This window comes from Rhodoferax sp. EU05-FHT12H12 (genome assembly GCF_058791215.1).
This window is the reverse complement of sequence record NZ_JBYTDI010000002.1, coordinates 390079-408411: the sequence shown is the minus strand read 5'-3', so window position 1 is coordinate 408411 and position 18333 is coordinate 390079. Positions and strand designations below refer to the sequence as shown.

Genomic DNA, 18333 nt, shown 5'->3' with positions numbered 1-18333 from the left:
TCAGTCTTTCAGAGTTTCAGGCCAATAGAGGCGATTGGGGTTGTCCACCAGCAGCTTGCGCTGCAACGCGGCGGTGGACGCGATGTGGGGAATGAAGTCCACCAGCAGGCCGTCGTCGGGCATGTGGTCCTTCAGGTTGGGGTGCGGCCAGTCGGTGCCCCACAACACGCGGTCAGGAAACTGCTCGACGATGCGCTTGGCAAACGGGATCACGTCGCGGTAGGCGTTCTGCTCTCCGCCCAGAGCTTTGGGGCCGCTGACCGACAGGCGTTCCGGGCAGCTCACCTTGCTCCACACATTCTGGTGCTCGCGCATGAACTTTTCAAACAAGGCGAACTGTGGGCCGTCCACGGGCAGCGACACATCGGGCCGGCCCATGTGGTCGACCACCACGGTGGTGGGCAGCGCGGTGAAGAAGTCCCACAGCTCGGGCAGGTCTACCGCTTCAAAGTAGATCACCACGTGCCAGCCCCACTTTGCGATGCGGCCGGCAATCGCCATCAACTCGTCCTTGGGCGTGAAGTCCACCAGGCGCTTGACGAAATTGAAGCGCACGCCGCGCACGCCGGCGTCGTGCATGGCCTGAATCTCCTCGTCCGTCACGCTGCGCCTGACCGTGGCCACGCCGCGTGCCTTGCCCTTGCTGGCAAGCAGCGCATCCACCATGGCGCGGTTGTCGGCACCATGGCAGGTAGCCTGCACGATCACGTTTTTCTCGAAGCCCAGATGGTCGCGCAGGGCGAACAGCTGCTGCTTGGACGCATCACAGGGCGTGTACTTGCGCTCGGGCGCATAGGGGAACTCGGCCCCCGGGCCGAACACGTGGCAGTGTGCGTCCACCGCACCAGCGGGAAGTTGGAAGGCAGGCTTGGCGGGACCGGTGTACCAGTCCAACCAGCCGGCGGTCTTGGTGAAATCACCTGAAGTTGGTTTGCTCATCACAGCCCCTTAGTCGACGTACTTCAAGCCGAGCGCCGCCAAGGGCTCGCGCATCTTGTACATGTCCAGCCCCAGCACGCCGGCGGCCAGTTTTTCGCGCTTCTCACCTTCAAAGCTCTCGCGTTTTTGGGCGGCTGCCAGTGTGGCGACGGCGCGTGCAGCAGGCACACAGACCACCCCATCATCATCGGCGACGATCACGTCTCCGGGTGTGACCAGCATGCCGGCGCAGACGATGGGAATGTTCACCGAACCCAGCGTGGCCTTGATCGTGCCCTTGCTGCTGATGGCCTTGCTCCACACGGGGAAGCCCATGCGCTGCAGTTCTTTCACATCGCGTACACCGCCGTCGATGATGAGGGCGCGGGCGCCACGGGCCTGGAAGGAGGTGGCCAGCAGGTCACCAAAAAAACCATCCGTGCATTCCGCCGTGACGGTGGCCACCACGATGTCACCGGGCTGAATCTGCTCGGCCGCCACATGCATCATCCAGTTGTCGCCGGGCTGCAGCAGCACGGTAACTGCGGTGCCGGACACCTGCACACCGCTCTGGATGGGGCGCATATAGGGCTTGAGCAGGCCCACGCGACCCATGGCCTCGTGCACCGTGGCAGAGCCGAGGGCGGCCAGGCCATCGGCGGCAGCGCGGTCTGCGCGCTGGATGTTTTTGTAGACAACGCCTAGTTCGTACATACTCATTTCTCCTCAATGTTGTTGCTGGACCCGCGGCGGATCAGGGGTGAGTGCCTCCACCGCTGCGAACAAGCTGGCTTTCACTCCACCGCTCCAAGCACGCTGGCCGGGATAGTGGTGGCTATGCGTTTTGCGGAGGTAAAGGAGGAGCCCGCAACGCGGGCGGGGGACACGCAGCAAAACGCATGGCCACCACTATGCTCACCACCACATCACGCAGAAAAGTTACTGTCCTTTAGCCTTCAAAGCCGCATCCAAGCGCGGAAACACGCGACGCGCATTCCCCTCATAAATCTCAAACCGGTCTTCATTGCTCAAAATCTTGGACGCTTCGATATAGCGCTTGGTGTCGTCGTAGTAATTGCCGGTCTGCGGATCAATGCCACGCACCGCACCAATCATCTCGGACGCAAACAACACGTTCTTGACCGGGATCACCGTATTGAGCAAATCAATGCCGGGCTGGTGGTACACGCAGGTGTCGAAGTAAATGTTGTTGAGCAAATGCTCTTCCAGCAAGGGCTTCTTGAGCTCCTGTGCCAAGCCGCGGAAACGGCCCCAGTGGTAAGGCACTGCGCCGCCGCCATGGGGGATGAGGAACTTGAGTGTGGGGAACTGCTTGAACAGATCACTGGTCAGGCACTGCATGAAGGCGGTGGTGTCGGCGTTCAGGTAGTGGGCGCCGGTGGTGTGAAAGCAGGCGTTGCAGCTGGTGCTGACGTGGATCATCGCGGGGATGTCGTACTCCACCATCTTCTCGTAGATGGGGAACCACTGTTTGTCGCTCAAGGGCGGCGAGGTCCAATGGCCACCGCTGGGGTCGGGGTTCAGGTTGATACCCACGTTGCCGTACTGTTCCACACACTTCACCAGCTCGGGGATGCAGGTCGCCGGGTCCACGCCAGGGCTTTGCGGCAGCATGGCGGCGGGGATGAAGTTGTCGGGGAACAGCTCGCTCACGCGGAAGCACAGCTCGTTGCAGATGGCGGCCCAGGTGGCGCTGGTGTTGAAATCACCAATGTGGTGGGCCATGAAACTGGCGCGCGGGCTGAAGATGGTGAGGTCGGAGCCGCGCTCTTTCATCAGACGCAACTGGTTCTGCTCAATAGTCTCGCGCAGCTCGTCATCGCTGATCTTCAGGTCGGCCACCTTGGGGCCCAGCTCGGGCGTGGCCAGATTGGCAATCTGCGCATTGCGCCAGTTCTCCAGCGCCTTGGGCGCGGTGGTGTAGTGGCCGTGGCAGTCAATGATCAAGGGCTTTTTCACGGATGTCTCTCCTGGGTCTTTTGGAATAGAGGGGGGCAGGCGGGCTGCATGCCCTGGCGCTGCTTGGCCGCGGCGGCCTGCGGTGCTGCCATAAAAGCCAACAAGGCGCGCACGGCATCGGCTTGCGTGGAATGGCTGCCGATGCCGGCCGAAAACGTGGTGGTGATCTGGATGGCGGCGGGCAACGGCCCCACGATGGTGATGCCCGGCACATGGATGAGCTCGCTGAGCTGCTGAAAGCCCAGCGCCACATCGCCACGCGCTACCAGGGCACCCACGGGCACGCCAGGCGGCGCCTGCACGATGCGGCTGTGGATCTCGTCGGCAATGCCCCAGCGCACAAACAGCTGGGCCAGCGCCACGCCGCTGGGGCCGGTGGAGTAACTCAGCGTGGGCGCGGCCAGCACGGCGGCTCGCACCGCGGCCTCCGAAGAAATGTCGGGGGCCACTGCACCGGCCGGCACCGCCACGGCCACGCCGGAGTGCACCAGGTCCACCCGGCTGCCACGTTGCAGGTGGCCAGCGGCCAGCAACTTGTCGATGGCGTCTGACGCCAGAAACACGGCATCAAACACCTCCCCCGCCTGCACGCGTTTGGCTGCGTCTACACCGCCCACAGACTCCATGGCCACCACCTGACCGGTCTGGGCCGTGAAGCCGGCTGCCAGCTCGGTCAACAGCAAACGCGTGGCCATGGACGAGATGCACTTCAGGGCCACGGATGGGGTGGGGACGGGTGTTGACATGCTCGGTATTCTGGTCGGCGTACTGCCCTTTGATAAGCCAAGGGGGGCACTAGCAGCTATCTCAAATTGGCATAATCAGAGCGCAGCTATTCGCTGATCTGACTTACCGATCTGGAGCCCCGCGATGGACCTCAAGCAACTGGAATACTTTGTCCGCGTGGCCGAAATGGGCAGCTTCACGCGCGCCTCCATCTCGCTGGACGTGGCCCAGCCCGCGCTGAGCCGCCAAATCCGCCTGCTGGAGGTGGAGCTGCGGCAGAACCTGCTGACGCGCAATGGCCGTGGCGCTGTGCCTACCGAGGCCGGCAAGCTGCTGCTGGAGCACGGGCGCGGCATTCTGCACCAGGTGCAGCTCACGCGTGAAGAGCTGGGCGCGGCCCGCGGCGCGCTGGCCGGGCGGGTCTCCATCGGCCTGCCGCCCAGCCTGTCCAAGCTCATCACGGTGCCGCTGGTCTTGGCATTTCGCGAGCAGTTGCCGCAGGCGCAGCTGACGCTGACCGAGGGCTTTTCGGTGCAGATGCACGAAGGCCTGCGCCTGGGCAATCTGGACATGGCCGTGCTCTACAACCCCGGCCAAAGTACCGAGCTGGAAATGAGCACGCTGGACGAGGACGAGCTGTCGCTGATCTCGCACAACCCGCAATCCAGCGGCAAAGGCAAACGTGCTAAGCCCGCACCCGCCATCAGCCTCAAGGACGTGGCCGATCTGCCGCTGATCCTGCCCAGTCGGCCCAACGCCTTTCGTATCCTGATCGAGGGCGAGATGATGGCCATAGGCCGCCGCCCCGAGGTGATGCTGGAGGTGGACGGGCTCAACGCCATCCTGAACCTGGTGAAGGAAGGCATGGGCCATGCCGTGCTACCCAGCTACACGCTGAGCAACTTCGACAACCCCGACACTTTCACCGTGCAATCCATCCACAGCCCGCGCATCATGAGCCAGCTGATGCTGGTGTGGTCGGCCCGCCGCCCTACCACGCAGACCCAGCGCAAGGCCATGGACGTGGTGAGCCAGGTGGTGCTCAAGGCCATCCACCGCTAGCGCGGGCCCTGCGCTTTTGTGCATAGCTGCTATGGCAGGGGCGAACTTGCCGATCCGGGCGGCGCCCGCCCACACTCCCTGCCAAACCAATAACCGCAGGAGACCGTACCATGTCCAAAAACACTCATAAATTGATAGCTGCTTGCGCAATATCCATGGGGGCTAGCGGCCTCTTTTATGCCCAAACGGCCAGCGCCCAGAGCGCCGCCGGTTACCCCGGAAAAACCATCCGCCTGGTGGTGCCCTTCACGCCGGGCGGCTCCACCGACATCCTGGCGCGTGCCATTGGGCAAAAACTCACCGAGGCCTGGGGCCAGCCAGTGGTGATAGACAACGTGCCCGGCGCCGGTGGCGCCATTGGGGCCGACAAAGTGGCCAAAGCCCCGGCCGACGGCTACACCCTGCTGATGGGTCACATCGGCACGCTGGCGGTGAACCCCTCGCTCTACCCCAACCTGCCCTACGACCCGATCAAGAGTTTTGCCCCCGTGGCCTGGGTGGCGCGTGTGCCCAATGTGCTGGTGGTACACCCCAGCGTGCCCGCCAAAACCGTGAAAGAACTGGTGGCACTGGCCAAGGCCAAGCCGGGGCAGATGAACTACGGCTCGGGTGGCAACGGCAGTGCGGCCAACCTGGCCACCGAATACTTCAAACTGCAGACCGGCACCTCGCTGCTGCACATCCCCTACCGCGGCACCGCCCCTGCGGTGACGGACCTGGTGGGCGGGCAAACGCAGCTGCTGTTCACGGGGGCACCGGCGGTACTCAGCCAAATCAAAAACGGGCAGGTGCGGGCGCTGGCGGTCTCCAGCCCCAAACGCATGGACGCCCTGCCCGACCTGCCCACCGTGGCCGAGAGCGGCTACCCCGGCTTTGAGGCCGACCAATGGTATGGCGTAGTGGCCCCGACCGGCACGCCCGCCGATGTGATTGCCAAGCTCAACACCCAGATCAACCAGGCACTGAGCACTGCAGAACTGAAAAACCGACTGAATGCAGAAGGTGCCATCGCCACGCCCGATACCCCGGCCAACTTTGGCAAGCTGATTGCCGCCGAGATTGCGCGCTGGAAGCCGGTGATCAGCGGCGGGCGGGTGAAGGCGGACTGAGGGAGTCGTGCTGCACACGCCCACCCATAAAAATGGGAGCCTGCGCTCCCATGGAATCTGACACGTGATCGTCTAGACCATCAGATTGATTTGCTGGCCTTGCGACGACGCGCAATGGCACCGACCAACCCGAGACCTGCGAGCATCATGGCGTAGGTTTCGGGTTCTGGCACAGCGCTGGGGATGGGGGGAGGCAAAGACCCGCCATCCACCGACAAACTGGATTTAGCCAAGGTAACCGCCCAGCCAGTGTTGTTGGAATCGATGTCCATCTTGACCTGAAGACCGCCTGCAATGTCATCGAAAAAATTCATGCCCAGATTGAACGTCGAAAACGCCCAGACATCACTATTGCCAGCCAAACTTCCCAACAGCGTCCAAGTGCCGCTATCCAGGGCCCAAATCTTGTCGATTTCACCATCGCTGAAATCGACGTCAAACGCACTGATGTTAAGAGTGGCCGCGCTGAAGCTCCCAGCGATTGCCCCGTGTGTCCAACCCCAATCGCCATCGGAGTTAAAGCGGTAGTAGGGCTCAGAGTACTTATTCGCGTCAACATCCACAAAGTACGTATTTGGACCTGCATTGCCATACTGCCGAGTATCCGTTGTGGCCGCCTGCGCGGCAGTCAATGCGACGCCCGCGATCAACCCGAAAACCACATGTGAAATTTTCATTTATATGCCCCTTTGAATAGAAAAGCTTCTGCATTGCAGAAGCAGTGAATTGTCAGAGGCTGCAGGCTCAATTCAATAGTCCATTCGGACTATCCAAGGGTACTGTTGTGGTCCCCAAATTATCGCTATAGGGGATAGTGCTTCAGCCCCCACAACAAGGCATTGAGTGTGAAGAAGGATCCGATGGTGGCGGCCAGCAAGGTGGCGGCACTCACCTCTTCATGCCCATACTTCAGCGCCAGGATGGGGTAGACACCCAGCATGGGCATGGTGGCAAACAGCAGTGCGGCGGTACGCAGCTGCGGGTCGGCAATCGGCACCACAAAGGTGAACGCGAGGAACACACACAGCGGGTGCAACACCAGTTTGCCGAAGGTGATCTGCCCCACCAACCGGCGCTTGCCCTTGAGCCGCAAGCCCACCAACGCGCCACCGATGACAAACAGTGCCAAGCCAGTGGTGACTTGTGAGAACAAGGTGATGGTGCGGGCCAGCGGGTCGGGCAGGCTCCAGCCCATGACGGACACCAAGAGCGCCGGCGGAATCACCACCAGCATGGGCGTGCGCACCCAGCCGCGGGCAATGTCGCGCAGCACGGTGCCCCAGGGGCGGTGGCCGCCGGCATCGGCGTTGTCGGCCAACGTCAGCAACACTGGCAGCTTGATGAGGTTTTCAAACAGCATGTTGAGCGCCAGCGCAACCGGCGCAATGCTGCCCAGCACCAGTTGCACCACCGGGTAACCCATGTAGCCGCTGTTGGAGCAGGCGGTGCCCATGGCGAAAAAGGCGCGGTAGCTGCCAGTGCTGCGGTTCACATACCGGGCCCACAGGTAGCTGCACAGCAGCATGACCAATGACCCCAGGCCATAGGCCAACAAGTAATCGACGTGCATCACGTCGCGCAGCGGGCGTTGGGCGATGGCGTTGAACAGGAGCGCGGGCAACGCAAGGTTGAGCACGAACTTGCCCAGCACGCGCAGATCCGGTTTGCTGAACACGCCGGTACGGGTGCAGAGGTACCCTAGGGCAATGCACAGGTAAATGGGGCCGGTGATGGCCAGAATATCAAGCATCGGAACCTAGAGAGAAGAGAAGGGAAAACAAGAAACCCGCTGCGGCGGCGACCTCAGAGCTTGCGTGCTGCCAGTAGCGCGTCTGCATAGGTTTGCCACGTGGCCTGCTTGCCCACATGGGCGAAGGCACCGGTGCGGGCCTGGTCAGCCACCGCCTGCTGTTTGTCGGCAATGGCGCTGGCCATGGTGGGGGTGAAACCGGCCTCCTGCACCGTGCGGGCAGACTCGCGCATCTCTTCGGCCCGGCGCTGGCCGTGCTGCACCACACGGCTGAAGAAATAAGCGCCCTGCTTCTCCCAGTCGATGCTGGGGAAGGTCTCGGCCAGCGTGGGCAGCACGTAATCTTCCACACCGTAGGCACGCGCCGTGCTGTAGCTCTCGATCACCAGCGCCTCCAGCCCTTTGATCATGACGCTGCGGCACATTTTGATGGCGGAGGCCACGCCGATCTCGGCAGCCACGGCCTTGGCGTCCATGCCCAGAGCGTTCAGGTGCTCGGCCAGCTCCGCCGCCAGCGGGCCACCCAAGAGCATGGGCACCCGGATGCCATAGGGTGGCACGGAGGTCATCACGCCCGCCTCCACATAACGGCCACCCGCCGCCTCAATGACTAGGGCAGCCTGCTGCTTGGTGCCAGGGGAAGTGGAGTTGAGGTCCAGAAACACCGTACCGGGCCGCAGGTGAGGCGCTGCGGCTTGGGCCACGGCCAGGGTGTTGGAGGCGGTAACGGCGGACAGGATGAAGTCGCTCTGCGTGCACAGCGCCGCCATGGACGGCAGCGCCTGCACACCGGCCGCAGCGGCCTGGGCGGCGGCGCCCGTGGCAGGGTCGGCAAACTTCAGGTCCCACGCGGCGCAAGACTGGAATTGACCGTGCAGGCCGGCGCTGAAGATGCGCCCGACCTCGCCATAGCCCACCAGCCCCAGATGTTGCAGCGGCAAGGCCATGGCGCGCTTCCTTAGAGTTTGGGTACGCCGGCCTTGGCGATCACCTCGGCCCAGCGTTTGGTCTCGGTGGCCAGCAGCTCGGCCAGTTTCTCGGGGGTGGAGCCACGGGCCTCTACGTTCAGTTCGTAGAGTTTTTTCTTCACGTCCGGGTGGTTCAGTGCGGCCTGCACTTCCTTGTTCAGGCGGGCAATCACCTCCTTGGGGGTCTTGGCCGGTGCTGCCAATGCATTCCAGGACGACACATCAAAATCCTTCACGCCACTTTGCATCAGCGTGGGCACATCTGGAATCTGGCTGGCACGGGTGTCGCTCAGCACAGCCAGCGCGCGCACGGCCTTGGCGTTCACCTGGCCCATCATGGGGCCCAGAATTTCGACCGCCACATCGATCTGGCCACCGCGCAGCGCGGTGGTGACGGCCGGTGTGCCGTTGAAGGGCACGATGAGGAAATCCACACCCGCACGGGTCTTGAGCAGTTCGGCCGCCAGGTTTTGGGTGCTGCCGATATTGACCGTTCCCACATTGAGTTTGCCGGGGTTGGCCTTGGCGTAGGCCAGCAGGTCGGCCATGGTTTTGTAAGGCGCGTTGGGCGAGGCCAGCACAGCCAGGTCAAAGTAGCCCATCGTGGAGACCGGGGCGAAGTCCCGCTGTGCATCAAACGGCAGGGATTTGAACAGGCTGGCGCTCACCGCCGTGCCGTTGGACATCAGCAAGAGCGTGTGGCCATCGGGATCGGCCTTGGCCACGGCCTCACCTGCGCCCACACCGCCAGCGCCAGGTTTGTTGTCAATCACCACGGGCTGGCCCAGCGATTCGGACATCTTCTGCGCTACGGTGCGCGCGGTCAGGTCGGCCACACCACCGGCCCCAAAGGGCACAACGATGCGGATGGGTTTGCTGGGAAAGGTGTCGGCCCAGGCAGGCAGTGCGCCCACGGTACCTGCCAGCAGGGCCAGGCCCAAAGACACAGTGCGACGGTTCAGGTTTTTCATACGAAATTGGCCTCCAGCCCTTATGGAATATGCGGCAATAGCTATAAATTCAATAGCAAACAAACTACCGTGCGACACCCAGCAGCTTGTCCAGCAACTCGGGTTGTTCACGCAGACTTTGCGCCGTGCCACTGTGCACCACGGTGCCACGGTCCAGCACGGCCGCCGTGTCGCTGATGGCCAGGATGGCCTGCGGGTGCTGCTCCACGATGATCGCGCTGAGACCTTCGTCCCGCGTGATGCGGCGAATCGCCCGCAGCAACTCCTGCACGATGATGGGCGCCAGACCTTCACAGGGCTCGTCCAGCAGCAGGATGGTGGGGTTGAGCACCAGCGCGCGGCCCACGGCCAGCATCTGTTGCTCGCCGCCCGAGAGTTGGGTACCCAGGTTGGTCTTGCGTTCGGCCAGGCGGGGGAACAGCTCGTACACCCGCTCGGGCGTCCACATGGCGGCCTTGCGTCCGGCGCGTGCCGGGCGCGCCACGGCGGTCAGGTTCTCGTCCACCGTGAGCGACTTGAAGATGTTGCGCTCCTGCGGTACCCAGCCAATACCGGCTGCCGCGCGCTCGTGCTGGGGCAGCTTGTGCAAGGCCGCACCACCCAGTGCGATGGTGCCGCCGTGCTGGCGCGTGGCGCCGGCCAGGGTGTTCATGAACGTGGTTTTTCCGGTACCGTTGCGGCCCAGCAGCGCCAGGGTTTCACCTTCGTTGATGGACACCGATACGCCATGCAGCACCACGGCTTCGCCGTAACCGGCGGAGAGATTTTCGACTTTGAGCAGCTCAGCCATGTGCAGCTCCTTCCAGTTCACCTTCGGCGTGGCCGAGGTACACCGCCTTGACCTGCGGGTCGTTGGCAATCTGCTCGGGGTCGCCCTCGGTCAGCACCGTGCCATTGACCAGTACCGTCATGCGCTTGGCAAAGCTAAACACCAGATCCATGTCATGTTCAATCAAAAGGATGGACACATCGGCCGGCAGGGCCGCCACCGTTTGCAGCAGTTCTTCGCGCTCGCCGGCGGGCACACCGGCCACCGGTTCGTCCAGCAGCAGCACACGCGGCTCGCAGGCCAGTGCAATGGCAATCTCCAGCAGGCGGCGCTTGCCGTAAGCCAGCACACGTGTCTCTTGCGCCATCACCTCGGTCAGGTGAAATTGCTCCAGCAGTTGCTCGCAGCGCTCGATCACACGGCGGTTGGCGCCCAGGGCCTGCCACCACTTGCCACCCAAGCCCGTATGCTGGCTCACCACCATGGCCAGTGTTTCCAGAGGCGTCAAGGTGTCAAACAACTGGTTGATCTGGAAAGTGCGCACCATGCCGCGGCGCACACGCTGGTGTGGCGCCAGATCGGTGATGTCCTGGCCTTCCAGGATGATCTGGCCCGATGTGGGTTGCAGCACGCCGGTCAGCAGGTTGATCAGTGTGGTCTTGCCCGCACCATTGGGGCCAATCAGCGCATGGCGTGCACCCTGGTGCAGGTCCAGCGTCACATTGTTGGTGGCCGTGATACCACCAAACTTCATCACCAGCCCTTGGGCGCTAAGAACGGTTGGTGCGGCTTGCACTGCGTTGTTCGTTGTGGGGCGGCTCATGCGGCACCTCCAGTCTTGTTCTTTTGGGCACCGAACCAGGTCCAGGGCCGCACCAGGCGTTCACGCCCCACCAGCACCAGCACGACGAGGAACAGGCCAATCCAGAAGGTCCAGTACTGCGGGGTGATGTTGGAGATGAAGTCCTGCATGAGCTTGAAGATCAAGGCCCCGGCGACGCCGCCATACAACCAGCCCACACCACCAATCACCAGTACCAGCATCACGTCGGCCGAACGGTGAAACTCAAACACATCCAGCGAGGCAAAGCCCGAGGTCTGCGCCAGCAGCGCACCAGCCGCACCGGCCGCACCGGCCGCCACGGTGTAGGCCACCGCCAGCCGACTGGCCACCGGGATACCGATGGCCATGGCACGGAGGCGGTTGTCGCGGATGGCCTTGAGCGTGGCCCCAAAAGGCGAACCCACAAAACGCCGTGCCAACACGAACACCACCAGCAAGATGCACAGCGAGTACCAGGCGGCCACCTGGCCATACAGGTCAAACTCAAACCGGCCGAGCACGGGGCCCATCATCACGCCCTGCAAGCCATCGGCGCCGCCGGTGAGCCAGTCGAGCTTGTTGGCCAGTTCCATCAGGATAAGGCCCACGCCCAGGGTCACCATGAGGCGGGTCAGGTCGGTACCGCGCTGGATGGTGACACTGCAAATGGCACCCAGCACCGTGGCGGTGCCGATGCCCACGGCCATGCCCACCAGCGGATCGGGCATCACGTGTTTGGCAAACAGGGCCGCCGAGTAAGCGCCCATGCCAAAGAAGGCTGCGTGGCCCAGCGACACAATGCCGGTGTAGCCCAGGATGATGTCCAGCGAGAGCGCAAACAGCGCCACGATGGCAATCTCGTTGATGATCAAGGCGTGGCTGGACAGGGCCCAGGGCGAGGCCAGGGCCGCAGCCCACAACACCACCTCCCACCAGCGCCAGCGGCGCGAGGCGAGCAGGATATTGGGTTTGGAATCGACGCTCATGCCTTGCCCCCTTTGCGCACAAACAGGCCTTGCGGGCGCCACACCAGAATCACAATCATCAGGCTGTAGACGATAAAAGCGCCCAGCTTGGGGATGTAGTACTTGCCCGCCACGTCGGCAATGCCCAGCAGCAGCGCCGCCAAGAGCGGGCCGGTGATGCTGGAAGTGCCGCCGACGGCGACAACGATCAAAAAGTAAATCATGAACTTGAGGGGGAAAGTGGGGTCCATGCCCAGTACGTCGGCACCCAAAGCACCGCCCAATCCGGCCAAACCAGAGCCGACCGCGAAGGTCGACAGGAACACGGCGTTGACGTTGATGCCCAGACCGGCAGCGACGCGCTGGTCGTCCACCGAGGCACGCAGTCGGCTGCCAAATCGGGTCTTGGTCAGGATGTATTGCAGGGCCACGGTCAGCGCGGCACACACGGCGATGATGAACAGACGGTAGTGGCCCATGCCCAGCATCCAGGCGCCGTCACCGAGCTCGGTGCGGCCCTTGAGCCATTCGGGCAACTGCACGATTTGCTGGGTTGAACCCACAAAGTAGTCCACGCTGGCCACGGCCATGAAGGTCAGGCCAATGGAGAACAGCACCTGGTCTAGATGGGGTTTGTGGTACAGCGGGCGATAGAGCGTGCGCTCCAGCACCCCGCCCAGCAGACCGGCGCCGATGAACGCAGCCGGCAAGCACAGGAGAAAGGGCACCCCCAGGCGCTGCATCAGCAGCACCGTGATGTAGCCCCCCACCATGGCAAAAGCTCCGTGCGCGAGGTTGATGAAGTTCATCAGACCCATGGTCACTGCCAAGCCCACCGCCAGAATGAAGAGCAGCATGCCGTAGGCAATGCCGTCAAAAAGTATGGTCAACATATTTCGCCAATCGCTGGTAAATGCAACTCTGGAGCATCATTTTGGGCAACAAAAAAGCGAGGGGCTTGCCATCGCTTTTTTGCCTGCTTGGTGTACCGCCAGAGTCTGCGGTCAAGGTCCGGGTTAGCGGTTCTTGCCGGGATCTTTCACATCCTTGATCACATCGAACTCGATGTTGTAAAGCTGGCCATCTTTCTTCTCGACCTTGCGCAGATAAATGTTCTGCACGATGTCGCGGGTTTGTGCGTCAATAAAGATGGGACCGCGCGGGCTCTCGAAGATCTGGCCCTTCATGGCCGCCAACAATGCGTCACCGCCACCGGCACCCTTGGTGGCACGCAGGGCTTCGTAGATCACGCGCATGCCGTCATAACCACCGACCGCCATGAAGTTGGGGCGCAGGTTGTTGTTGGCTTTCTTGAAGGACTCGACGAACTTCTTGTTCAGCGCCGAGGGGTGGGCCGCCGAGTAGTGGTGCGAGGTCACCACGCCCAGGGCGCCATCACCCATGTCGTTCAACTGGTCGTCATCGGTAATGTCGCCAGGGCCAATGAGCTTGATGCCGGCCTTGTCCATGCCGCGTTCCAGGAACTGCTTCATCACCGCGGCACCCGCACCAGAGGGCACAAACACAAACAGCGCATCGGGCTTGAGGTCACGCACCTTTTGCAGGAAGGGAGCGAAGTCGGGGTTGCGCATGGGCACGCGCAAAGATTCGGTGATGGTGCCGCCGTTGAAGATCAGTCGGTCCTTGAAATACTTCTCGGCATCGATACCGGGGCCGTAGTCGGACACCAGGGTGACGACCTTCTTGATGCCGTTCTTGGGTGCCCAGTCGGCAATCGCTACCGCGGCTTGCGGCAGCGTGAAGCTGGTCCGCACGATATAGGGCGAGGCTTCGGTGATGCTGGAAGTGGCCGCAGCCATCACGACCAACGGTGTCTTGGACTGTGTGGCGATACTGGCAGTGGCCAGGGCCGAGGGCGTGATGCCCATACCGGCCAGTACGTTGACCTTGTCGTTGACGACCAGCTCTTGCGCCATGCGTTTGGTCACATCGGGAATGCTGGTGTCATCCTTGATGATCAGCTGGATCTTCTTGCCAGCCACGGTGTCACCGTTTTGTGCCATGTAGAGCTTGGCGGCAGCTTCAATCTGGCGGCCAGTCGTGGCCTGCTGGCCGGTCATCGGCAAGACCAAGCCGATCTTGAAGACATTGTCTTGTGCCAGCACAGCCGTACCCGCCAGCGCCAAAGTGGCCAAGGCAGTGGCATGCAAAAAGTGACGTTTGTTCATGTGTTGTCTCCTAGAGGTTTTTCATTTCACACTGGCAGCAATATCGCGCTTAAACCGCGCTTGTGCAATCGCGATTCGGCTCACTTTGATATAGCATTTTGCAATAACCGGCGCTAGAAATCTCCTTTTTTTGCGACGTCGACAGGGGGCGTGCCTCGCGCCGCCTTACGCAGCCTGCAATGCAGCCAGTTGCTGGCGCAGGTCGGCGTTTTCAGCTTCCAGTGCCGTGACGCGCTGCTGCAAAGCCTGCATTGGGGACACCGACGAATCCTCCATCTGGGGGGATGCCTGCGTGGCCAGATCTTCGCGCGCCGTACGTCGCGCGTCTCGCACCCGCTTGGCAGCCTGCTTCAGCTGCTCTTTGCCCGCGGCGACGGCCGCCACCTGCTCTTCGGCAGGCAGGGTGGCAACAGCCGCTGCGGCATTGATGGAGATCGCGCCTGCCTTGACGGCCGCGACCAGCTCTGGCGCGGCCTGCTTCTGGATCTTTTCAATCATCACCACCTGGCTACTGCTCAGACGGGCTGCCTTGGCAATGTCCTCGCGACTTTTCATGGCACTGGGGGCCGCCACATCGGGCGCAACGCCCTCATCCTGCGCTGACTCCACCACAGGCACCGCGGCCACACCAGGAGACTGCGCCCGGCGCTCCGCCAGAATTTCCCGTTTGCGCAATGCCAGCACACCGCGCTGAAAATCCGACACACTGCGCCGTCCGAGGTGCTGGTCAATCATCCAGAGATGCACATCCTCCAAAGACCGGAACAAACTGCTCTGCACCGTCTGGAATGGTAGGCCGTGTTTTTGGCAGATACCGTAACGATTGTGTCCGTCCACCAGAACATTGCCCCAGAGCACCAAGGCATCGCGACAACCTTCGGTCAGGATGCTGCGCTCCAATGCCGCGTGCTCATCCTCGGTAAGCGGGTCGATATAGGCTTTAAGCGATTCGTTGACAACAATATCCATGGGGTAGCAGCAAAGGGCAAAGGGTCTGAATTGTAGAGAGGCCCCTACGCCGGAGACACGTGGACCCGCGCCCCACGGTTACTTAGCACGACCCGTATTTTTTTTTCGCAACACGGGGCAAACAGCACGAAAACCGGGCTACAATCTGCCCCTCAGAAACGCGGGAATAGCTCAGTTGGTAGAGCGCAACCTTGCCAAGGTTGAGGTCGAGAGTTCGAGACTCTTTTCCCGCTCCAATTTTCGTGGCGCATCGTTCGCTAAACGTTGCGTCCATCTCCAAGTCGTGTGCCATTCGCTGCACACGCATTTGCGCCATAGCATGCATGGTGCGTCTCCCCATATTTTTTGACTGTGCACACGCCGCAGTGGCGTTGCTTGCCCATGGGACACGCGCGATGGCACGCCCCTCTGGCTAAGGGAGCAAATGCCGCTCTGCCAAGGTCTTGGCTATCGAGTCGGCCAACTCATGGGGCTCAAACTTGGCAACATAGGCATCCGCACCCACGCTGCTCGCGTGACCTTCACTTGCGGTTCCAGTCAATGAGGAATAAACGATCACCGGTATACCCGCGAAGCGTGCGTCCTGCTTGATATTGCGTGTCAGCGTAAATCCATCCATCTCTGGCATCTCCAAGTCCGTCAACACCAAAGCAACTTTGTCGCGCGCACGTTTGCCCTGGGCCACGGCTTCCGCTTGCAAGCTAATCAAGCGGTCCCAGACCTCACGCCCGTTTTTGAGTGCCACGAATTGAACCCCCATCGCCTTGAGGCTTTCCTCCACCAGCATGCGTGCGACCGCGGAATCTTCCGCCACCAACACAACGGTTCCCTCTGGCAAGCGGAGTTTCGCGAGGCTGGAGTTCTTGTCGGAGTTGTTGTGCCCACCGGGCAATACATCGCGCAGGATCTGCTCCACATCCAAGACTTGCGCCAAACGCGAGTCCGGCGCATCACCATCAATGCGCGCGATCCCCGACAACAACACCGAACTGCTGCTGTCCGCCGCGAGCAAATGCCGCCACTCCAGCTGCACAATCTCGACGACTTCATCCACCAGGAAAGCCTGCGTGGTACGTGCAAACTCCGTGACCAGGACAATCTTGGAGTCCGTTTGCGGCACACATCCAGCCAACCCGGGCAGATCAATCACAGGAATCAATTGTCCACGCACGTTCGCAAGGCCCAAGGCATGTGCGGGCGCATTCACGATGGATGTGATGTGCGGTGCCACCACGATTTCACGCACCTTGAACACATTGATGCCAAACAGCTCGCGTTGCTTGGAGTCACTCGCCTCACCCAAGCGAAACAACAGCAACTCCAGGCGGCCACTGGCGTTCTGAGCTGCCACAGAATGGCTTTTATTCGTCGTTGGTGACATGTTCATGGCTATTCCCGAGTCAATATTTGGAGCAAGCCCAACCTCTGCGCAACGGCATCAGGTAGAGCTGGTTACGCAAACATTATTGCGCTGGGTTACCAGTGTTCGGGAATTTGCTGAAATCTTTCAGCAAAACTGCTTTACCTCAGAGAGCAGAAGACGCGTAGACTTTATATAAATCAACAACTTACGTTGCATTCAGCGGTGACAAGCCCGTCAAGGGACTGTCGCCCAAAGTCACACTGGTTTGGTGTGTTAGGGCCACAGGATGGATGCGCTTACGACTCACATAGCGATAGCGCACGCAATTGAGCTGCCCCCCCCCCTGTTTTAGACCCATCCACCGCCGAGGGCCCGAATCAGCCCCACCGTCGCCACGTATTGCGCCGACTTGACCTGCAAAGCCTGACGGCGATTGCGCAATTCGTTGCGTTGCGCATCCAACAGCTCCAACTGGCTGACCAAGCCATTGCGGTAGCGCGAGCCAGACAACGCGGTTGCACGGTGGCTGGAGGCTACGGAGCGGGATTGCGCTTCGGACTGGTCTGCCAACAGGCGCAGGGTCGCTAGCTGATCTTCTACGTCGCGGAAAGCGACAAGCACCTGTTCGCGATAGTTGGCCAGCGCAATCCGCAGATCTGCGTTGGCGCCCTGCACGCCAGCCTCGCGTCGGCCGCCGTCGAAGATGGGCAGCGACAGCAGCGCACCCGCGACCCAGGCCTGGCTCGATAGTTTGAACAAATCCTGGATATCGGGCGCGGCATAACCACCATTGCCCGTCAGTGAGAACGTCGGAAACCACGCGGCCTTGGCCACGCCCACCCGCGCCTGCGCTGCCTCTATGGTGTTTTGTGCAGCGGCAATGTCGGGTCTACGCGTCAGTACCGTGCTGGGCACGCCAGCCGGGATAGCCGGCAAGGCGGTCGACCAGGGGGTGGACGCAAGTGTGAAGTTGGACGCAACCTCACCCACCAGCACGGCCAATGCATGTTCCAGCACCGCGCGGCGCTGGTCCAACGCCAGAGCTTCAGACTCTGTAGACGCGGCCTCACTGCGCACACGGGCCACATCCAGCTCGGCCACATCCCCCTCCCTAAAACGCACTTCCGTCAGGCGCAGCGTATTCTGGTAGGCCTGCAGCGTGCTGCGTACCAGCTCCCTCTCGGCATCCAGCGCGCGCAGGCTCAGATAGGTTTGCGCGACATCGGCCTGCACCAGCAGTTGGGTGCTGCGCAGCAAGGCTTCGCGTGCGCTGGCATCCAGCGACGCGGCATTGGCTGCACCGGAGAGTTTGCCGAACAGGTCCACCTCATACGACAGGTTGGCGCCCGCACTCACCACCGTTTGTGCGACGTTGTTGGTCGTGGCATTGAGCTGGCGTGTGGCGCCTGCGCCAATCCCGAGCTGTGGAAAGCGATTAGCGTCCACCTGGCCCGCGAGCGCGCGCGCCTGCGCCAATCGACCTGCTGCAACCTGCACGTTATTGTTGTTGCCATTGGCCTCAGCGATCAAGCCATCAAGTACGGGGTCCGCAAAGACGGCCCACCACATGCCTTGCGCCTGTGAGGGCGCCGTGCTTGCCGTCACCGCAGTTGTGACTTCCTTGAATGCTGCGGGCGCGGCGGGCACTTGCGATGTGTCAACGATGGCAGAGCTCGCGCAACCGGCCAGTACCAGAGCCACGGCGAGGGGCAAAAGGCTGGATCGCAATGGTGCGCGCAGTTTGGGATACGTGTGGTTCATGGTGAACTCC

Annotated in this window: 18 protein-coding genes and 1 tRNA gene; 3 read left to right on the top strand and 16 right to left on the bottom strand. The window is 61.9% G+C overall.

Translation table 11 applies throughout. The features are described from left to right. The 4 genes from AC3WS7_RS06740 to AC3WS7_RS06725 form a co-directional block, all read right to left on the bottom strand. A complete protein-coding gene (locus tag AC3WS7_RS06740; protein ID WP_492655809.1) occupies positions 1–939 on the bottom strand; it encodes an amidohydrolase family protein in 939 nt (312 codons plus the stop codon). A 9-nt stretch (positions 940–948) separates the two neighbouring features. Next, on the bottom strand, positions 949–1632 hold the full coding sequence (gene ligK / locus AC3WS7_RS06735; RefSeq protein ID WP_492655808.1) for a 4-carboxy-4-hydroxy-2-oxoadipate aldolase/oxaloacetate decarboxylase: 684 nt from the start codon (positions 1630–1632) through the stop codon (positions 949–951). 225 nt (positions 1633–1857) lie between these two features. After that, positions 1858–2886, bottom strand: a complete 1029-nt coding sequence (locus AC3WS7_RS06730) for an amidohydrolase family protein (RefSeq protein WP_296467985.1) — start codon at positions 2884–2886, stop codon at positions 1858–1860. An 8-nt stretch (positions 2887–2894) separates the two neighbouring features. Further along, positions 2895–3644 (bottom strand): substrate-binding domain-containing protein, encoded by a 750-nt coding sequence (locus AC3WS7_RS06725; protein WP_492655807.1) that lies wholly within the window; start codon positions 3642–3644, stop codon positions 2895–2897. Positions 3645–3768: 124 nt separating this feature from the next. Between AC3WS7_RS06725 and AC3WS7_RS06720 the strand changes: the two genes are divergently transcribed. Together AC3WS7_RS06720 and AC3WS7_RS06715 are read left to right on the top strand one after the other, a co-directional pair. Continuing rightward, positions 3769–4686, top strand: coding sequence for a LysR family transcriptional regulator (locus tag AC3WS7_RS06720; protein ID WP_296467824.1), 918 nt, complete (start codon positions 3769–3771; stop codon positions 4684–4686). Between the two features lie 155 nt (positions 4687–4841). Continuing rightward, a complete protein-coding gene (locus AC3WS7_RS06715; protein WP_492656165.1) occupies positions 4842–5795 on the top strand; it encodes a tripartite tricarboxylate transporter substrate binding protein in 954 nt (317 codons plus the stop codon). Between the two features lie 80 nt (positions 5796–5875). Here the strand turns inward: AC3WS7_RS06715 and AC3WS7_RS06710 are convergent, their stop codons facing one another. The 10 genes from AC3WS7_RS06710 to AC3WS7_RS06665 form a co-directional block, all read right to left on the bottom strand. Then, complete coding sequence (locus tag AC3WS7_RS06710) at positions 5876–6472, bottom strand: PEPxxWA-CTERM sorting domain-containing protein (RefSeq protein WP_296467826.1); 597 nt, start codon at positions 6470–6472, stop codon at positions 5876–5878. 125 nt (positions 6473–6597) lie between these two features. Then, positions 6598–7545 carry an AEC family transporter gene (locus tag AC3WS7_RS06705; RefSeq protein ID WP_492655806.1) on the bottom strand — a complete coding sequence of 316 codons (948 nt, stop codon included), beginning with the start codon at positions 7543–7545 and terminating at the stop codon, positions 6598–6600. A gap of 53 nt (positions 7546–7598) precedes the next feature. Further along, positions 7599–8492: an NAD(P)-dependent oxidoreductase gene (locus AC3WS7_RS06700; RefSeq protein WP_492655805.1), complete on the bottom strand. Its 894-nt coding sequence runs from the start codon at positions 8490–8492 to the stop codon at positions 7599–7601. A gap of 11 nt (positions 8493–8503) precedes the next feature. Beyond that, positions 8504–9484: a Bug family tripartite tricarboxylate transporter substrate binding protein gene (locus AC3WS7_RS06695; RefSeq protein WP_296467830.1), complete on the bottom strand. Its 981-nt coding sequence runs from the start codon at positions 9482–9484 to the stop codon at positions 8504–8506. A gap of 64 nt (positions 9485–9548) precedes the next feature. After that, on the bottom strand, positions 9549–10274 hold the full coding sequence (locus AC3WS7_RS06690) for an ABC transporter ATP-binding protein (RefSeq protein ID WP_296467832.1): 726 nt from the start codon (positions 10272–10274) through the stop codon (positions 9549–9551). Beyond that, on the bottom strand, positions 10267–11076 hold the full coding sequence (locus tag AC3WS7_RS06685; RefSeq protein WP_296467834.1) for an ABC transporter ATP-binding protein: 810 nt from the start codon (positions 11074–11076) through the stop codon (positions 10267–10269). The genes AC3WS7_RS06690 and AC3WS7_RS06685 overlap by 8 nt, the downstream gene beginning before the upstream one ends. Beyond that, complete coding sequence (locus AC3WS7_RS06680; protein ID WP_492655804.1) at positions 11073–12062, bottom strand: branched-chain amino acid ABC transporter permease; 990 nt, start codon at positions 12060–12062, stop codon at positions 11073–11075. The genes AC3WS7_RS06685 and AC3WS7_RS06680 overlap by 4 nt, the downstream gene beginning before the upstream one ends. After that, on the bottom strand, positions 12059–12934 hold the full coding sequence (locus tag AC3WS7_RS06675) for a branched-chain amino acid ABC transporter permease (RefSeq protein ID WP_296467837.1): 876 nt from the start codon (positions 12932–12934) through the stop codon (positions 12059–12061). Before AC3WS7_RS06675 ends, AC3WS7_RS06680 begins: the two co-directional genes overlap by 4 nt. 123 nt (positions 12935–13057) lie before the next feature. Beyond that, a complete protein-coding gene (locus AC3WS7_RS06670) occupies positions 13058–14230 on the bottom strand; it encodes an ABC transporter substrate-binding protein (RefSeq protein WP_296467839.1) in 1173 nt (390 codons plus the stop codon). A 165-nt stretch (positions 14231–14395) separates the two neighbouring features. Then, on the bottom strand, positions 14396–15199 hold the full coding sequence (locus tag AC3WS7_RS06665) for a plasmid replication/partition related protein (RefSeq protein ID WP_492655803.1): 804 nt from the start codon (positions 15197–15199) through the stop codon (positions 14396–14398). A gap of 160 nt (positions 15200–15359) precedes the next feature. Between AC3WS7_RS06665 and AC3WS7_RS06660 the strand changes: the two genes are divergently transcribed. Next, a tRNA-Gly gene (locus AC3WS7_RS06660) sits at positions 15360–15435 on the top strand. Positions 15436–15611: 176 nt separating this feature from the next. Here AC3WS7_RS06660 and AC3WS7_RS06655 read toward each other — a convergent pair. Together AC3WS7_RS06655 and AC3WS7_RS06650 are read right to left on the bottom strand one after the other, a co-directional pair. Next, the gene (locus tag AC3WS7_RS06655) at positions 15612–16580 is read right to left on the bottom strand and encodes a chemotaxis protein (protein ID WP_492656164.1); all 969 of its coding nucleotides are present in this window, start codon (positions 16578–16580) and stop codon (positions 15612–15614) included. A 330-nt stretch (positions 16581–16910) separates the two neighbouring features. Further along, positions 16911–18323: an efflux transporter outer membrane subunit gene (locus AC3WS7_RS06650; protein WP_492655802.1), complete on the bottom strand. Its 1413-nt coding sequence runs from the start codon at positions 18321–18323 to the stop codon at positions 16911–16913. Positions 18324–18333 lie beyond the last annotated feature (10 nt).